This is a genomic window from Enterorhabdus sp. P55, from assembly GCF_009911695.1.
Lineage (GTDB): Bacteria > Actinomycetota > Coriobacteriia > Coriobacteriales > Eggerthellaceae > Enterorhabdus.
On sequence record NZ_QWKK01000141.1, the window covers coordinates 1 to 4,480 of the forward strand.

Genomic DNA, 4,480 nt, shown 5'->3' on the forward strand with positions numbered 1-4,480 from the left:
GCCCGCGGCCTGCGCCGGCTGCGCACCCGCGCTCGGCGCACACATGCCCGGCGCACCAGCGGCCCCGCACTCGGCCCCGCGCCCAGCGAACTCGCGGCCCCGCGCTCGCGCGAACCCGCCCTCCTGCGCCTCCTACGCGCCCGCGTCCTCGAGCGCGATCTCGTCGATCACCTCGCGCAGCAGCGCGGCGGACTCCTTCAGGCTCTGCTGCTCGGCGTAGTTGAGCGACGGGGGCATGCGGCCCTCGATGCCGGCGCGCCCCACGATGCAGGGGGTGGACAGCGCCACGCCCTCGATGCCGAACTCGCCGTGGAGCATGTTGGACACCGACAGCACCGACTTCTCGTCGCGCACGATGGCCTCGCAGATGCGCTTGACCGACAGCGCGATGCCATAGTAGGTGGCCCGCTTGCGGCGGATGATCTCGTAGGCGGCGTTGCGCACCAGGTCGCTCATCTCGTCGCGGAAGGCGGCATAGGAGCCCTCGGCGCGCATGTTGAAGAAGTCTTCGAGCGGGATGCCGGCCACGTGCGCGCTCGACCAGGCGATGATCTCGCTGTCGCCGTGCTCGCCGAGGATGCGGGCGTGGACGTTGCGCGGGTCAACCTCCAGGCGCTCGCCGATGATCTGCTTGAGCCGCGCGGTGTCGAGCACCGTGCCCGAGCCGATCACCCGATCCTCCGGCATCCCCGACAGGCGGATGGCCGCATAGGTGAGCACGTCGACGGGGTTGGACACCACGAGCAGGATGCCGCCGCAGTCCCGCGCGCGAATCTCGCCCATGATGCCGCGGAACACCTCGACGTTGCGGTGCACGAGGTCGATGCGCGTCTCGCCCGGCTTCTGCCCGACGCCTGCCGTCACCACGATCACGCCGGCGTCGGCGATGTCGTCGTAGGTGCCGGCGTAGATGCTCATGGGGCTCGCGAAGGCCATGCCGTGGCTGATGTCGAGCGCCTCGCCCTCGGCCCTCTCGGCGTCCACGTCGATGAGCACCATCTCCGAGAACAGCCCCGACTCCAGCAGCGCGAAGGCGGACGCCGATCCGACGAACCCGCATCCGATGACGGCTACCTTCCGATCGTTGACCTGGCCCATGATCACCCTTTCTCCCGAGAAATTCCGTCGTCGAAGGGTATCATGATAGGCTCCGCCAGAGGAAGGGGAGCACCGTGCGAGAAAACCGCGAGAATTCTGTTGAAGTGGAGGCCCGGGCCGCCGACGCGGCGGCCGATGCCGCCTCCTCGGCGAAGGGGCGTGATGCGTGGGCGTCGCGCACCGGGTTCATCCTGGCCTGCGTGGGCAGCGCGGTGGGCATGGCCAACATCTGGCTGTTCCCCTATCGCGTGGCCGACTTGGGCGGCGCGGCCTTCCTCATCCCGTACCTGCTGTTCGTGGCCTTGCTCGGGTTCTCCGGCGTCATCGGCGAGATGGCCTTCGGCCGTGCGATGGGCGCCGGTCCGCTCGGCGCCTTCGGCAAGGCCATGGAGCTGCGCGGCGTGGCCCACGGCCGCGTGATCGGCCGTATCATCGGGCTCGTGCCCACCATCGGCCAGCTGGCCCTGGCCGTGGGCTACGCGGTGGTGCTGGGCTGGGCCGTCAACTACCTGGTGGCGTCGCTCGACGGCCAGCTCATCAGCACCGACCAGGTGGGCGCGTTCTTCGGCGCTGTGGCGTCTGAGATGGGCAACGTCGGATTCCACCTGCTGGGGCTGGGCGTCACCTTCGCCATCATGATCCTGGGCATATCCCGCGGCATCGAGCGCATCAACAAGGTGCTCATGCCGGCGTTCTTCGTGCTGTTCGTCATCGTGGGCATCCGCGTGTTCATGATGCCGGGGGCCTTCGAGGGCTACGAGTATTTGCTCGTGCCACGCTGGGAGGCGCTCGCCAACCCCACCACCTGGGTCTACGCGCTCGGCCAGGCGTTCTTCAGCCTGTCGCTGGCGGGCGGCGGCACCCTTGTGTACGGCAGCTACCTGAAGAAGGACGTGGACGTGGTGCGCTCGGCCCGCGACGTGGCCATCTTCGACACGCTGGCGGCGCTGGTGGCGGCGTTCACCGTGGTGCCGGCGCTGTTCGCCTTCGGGCTGGACGTGTCGAGCGGCCCGCCGCTGCTGTTCATCACGCTGCCGGGCGTGTTCCAGGAGATGCCGCTGGGCAACCTCTTCATGATCGTGTTCTTCCTGGCCGTCGTGTTCGCCGCGGTGACGAGCCTCATGAACCTGTTCGAGTCGCCGGTGGAGGCGCTGCAGGACCAGTTCCGCCTGCCGCGCTGGGCGGCTGTGGCCGTGGTGGCGGTCATCGCCGTGGCCGTGGGCCTGCCGCTTGAGAGTGGGGACGCGGTGTCGCTGTGGATGGACGTCATCTCCATCTACGTGATCCCCGTGGGCGCGTTCCTGGCGGCCGTCATGTTCTTCTGGGTGTGCCCGCGCGGGTTTGCCAAGAAGCAGGCTGAGCTGGGCCATGGCCCGATCGGCCGCTGGTTCGACGTGCTCACGCGCTACGGATTCGTGGGCATCACCGCCGTGGTCATCGTGCTCGGCATCTTCTTCGGGGGCATCGGCTAGGAACGCGATCGGCGCGCGGCCGTGGCCGGCGTCGGGACGTCGGAAGGGCGGGGAAGGGGTCGTCGCGCGTGGCGTGGCGGCCCCTTCTCTTGTGAGGGGGCCGGTGGGATGCGGCCGCGCGTCAAGCGGCCGGCACGCGGGGGGAGCGCCGGCCGTGCCGGCCGGGCCCTCCAGGGCGCCCCGCGGATCGCGCGTCGCCCCACCCGGGGGGCTGCCCGCGGCTCGCACGTCGCACGCGACGCGTCCTGCCGGCTAGCGCACCCGCGTCTCCCAGAACGCCACGGCGCTCGCGGCGGCCACGTTGAGCGAGTCCACGCCGTGGGCCATGGGGATGCGCGCCACCCAGTCGCAGGCGGCGATGGTGGCCGGCGCGAGCCCGTCGCCCTCGGTGCCCAGCACGAGCGCGAGCCGCTCGCAGGCGGCCAGGCGCGCATCGTCGATAGCCAGCGCGTCGTCGGCGAGCGCGAGCGCGCAGGTGGCGAACCCCGCCGCGCGCAGCAGCGCGGGCCAGTCGGCGTCCACCCGCGCCCACGGCACCTGGAACACCGTGCCCATGGACACGCGGGCCGCGCGGCGGTAGAGCGGGTCGTGGCAGCGCTCGGTGAGCAGGAGCGCGTCCATGCCGAGGGCCGCCGCGCTGCGGAAGAGGGCGCCGATGTTGGTGTGGTTGGCTACGTCCTCGAGCACCGCCACGCGTCGCGCCCCGGCCAGCAGGGCCGCGGGATCGGCCGGGGCCGGGCGGCGGAAGGCGGCCAGCGGCCCGCGCGTGCGCTCGTAGCCGGTGACGGCGCGGCGCTCGGCGGCGGTGAGCACGAAGGCGGGGGCCGCGGGGTCGGCGGCGACCATGCGCGCGACCAGGGGCTCGGCTGCTGCGCGCCAACGTTCCTCGGTGATCAGGGCGAACGGGGCCAGGCCCGCGTCGAGCGCCCGCTCGATGACGTTGGCCGACTCGGCGATGAACAGCCCGCCGGCCAGCCGCTCGGGATCGGCCGACGCGTCGAGGGCGCGGGCAAGCCCCACCAGCTGGCGCGGGTCGCGCAGCTCGGCGTCGGTCAGCGACGAGAACACCGCCAGCCGCGGGTCGTCCAGCGTGTCGGGACGGGTGAGCGTCATGGGGCCTCCTGAGGTCGGGGACGGCTGGCGGGCAGGGCGCTGCGCCTGGCTGTCTGGCCTGCCTGCGGAAGGCCGCCTCGGTCGCGGGCGGCGCGGCGGCTGCGACCCCGCGGGCTGCCGGGAGAGGCGCGCGCCTGCCCGCCGCGCAAGACTCGGCGCGGCGCCTACGCCTCCGGCTCGACGATGCCGTCGTAGAACGCGTAGAGCTCGGGCAGGGCGCGCTTGATGCTCACGGGCCGGAAGGTGTCGCGCTCCACCATGCACGCGGTGACGTGACCGCTGACCAGGGGCTTGGCCGTAGCGGGATCGTCGCCTTCGCGGAACACCCGCTGCAGGTAGGTGGTCTTGGTAGGCCGCGACTCCACCACGCGCGTGGCCACGAAGGCGCCCTCGCCATAGCGCAGCGGCTCGCCGTATTGCAGGTCGACGGCGTAGATGGGGCACATATAGCCCGCCTCCTCGATGGAGGCGTAGGGGAAGCCCGCCTTCTCCAGGAAGTCGGTGCGGGCGTCCTCGAAGTACAGCAGGTAGTTGGCGTGGTAGACCACGCCCATCATGTCGGTCTCGGCGTAGCGCACCGCTATGGGGGTGATGACCTCCATCCTAGGCCTCCTTGCTGGGAACGAGCTCGATGGCCTGCTTGCCGGTGAGCTGCTCCACGTCGATGACCACGATGGCCGTGCGACCGATGAGCTTGTCGATCTCCTCGTCCACGCCCTCCTCGAGCCCGGCGCAGTAGCGCAGGGCGAAGGCGCGGCAGAGGGCGCGCTTCTCGGCCTCGTCCTCGACGATGCGCG

5 protein-coding genes are annotated in these 4,480 nt (G+C 71.4%); 1 reads left to right on the forward strand and 4 read right to left on the reverse strand.

Annotated features, from left to right (window positions below; translation table 11 throughout):
* Nucleotides 1-132 precede the first annotated feature (132 nt).
* A complete protein-coding gene (locus D1643_RS09835) occupies nt 133-1,101 on the reverse strand; it encodes an L-lactate dehydrogenase (protein ID WP_160710420.1) in 969 nt (322 codons plus the stop codon).
* 71 nt (nt 1,102-1,172) lie between these two features.
* Here D1643_RS09835 and D1643_RS09840 point away from each other — a divergent pair, with 71 nt between their 5' ends.
* Nucleotides 1,173-2,570 (forward strand): sodium-dependent transporter, encoded by a 1,398-nt coding sequence (locus D1643_RS09840; protein ID WP_160710419.1) that lies wholly within the window; start codon nt 1,173-1,175, stop codon nt 2,568-2,570.
* Nucleotides 2,571-2,822: 252 nt separating this feature from the next.
* Here the strand turns inward: D1643_RS09840 and D1643_RS09845 are convergent, their stop codons facing one another.
* From D1643_RS09845 to D1643_RS09855, 3 genes are all read right to left on the reverse strand, one after another.
* Nucleotides 2,823-3,683: an RNA methyltransferase gene (locus tag D1643_RS09845; protein WP_160710418.1), complete on the reverse strand. Its 861-nt coding sequence runs from the start codon at nt 3,681-3,683 to the stop codon at nt 2,823-2,825.
* A gap of 164 nt (nt 3,684-3,847) precedes the next feature.
* A complete protein-coding gene (locus tag D1643_RS09850) occupies nt 3,848-4,285 on the reverse strand; it encodes a thioesterase family protein (protein WP_160710417.1) in 438 nt (145 codons plus the stop codon).
* 1 nt (nt 4,286) lies between these two features.
* On the reverse strand, nt 4,287-4,480 hold a 194-nt coding region (locus tag D1643_RS09855), incomplete at its 5' end, for a pyridoxamine 5'-phosphate oxidase family protein (protein WP_160710454.1).

Bases quoted from the DNA above. Each gene is read 5' to 3' on its own strand.
- D1643_RS09845 (WP_160710418.1), bottom strand. From the start codon at position 3,683: ATGACGCTCACCCGTCCCGACACGCTGGACGACCCGCGGCTGGCGGTG.
- D1643_RS09850 (WP_160710417.1), bottom strand. From the start codon at position 4,285: ATGGAGGTCATCACCCCCATAGCGGTGCGCTACGCCGAGACCGACATG.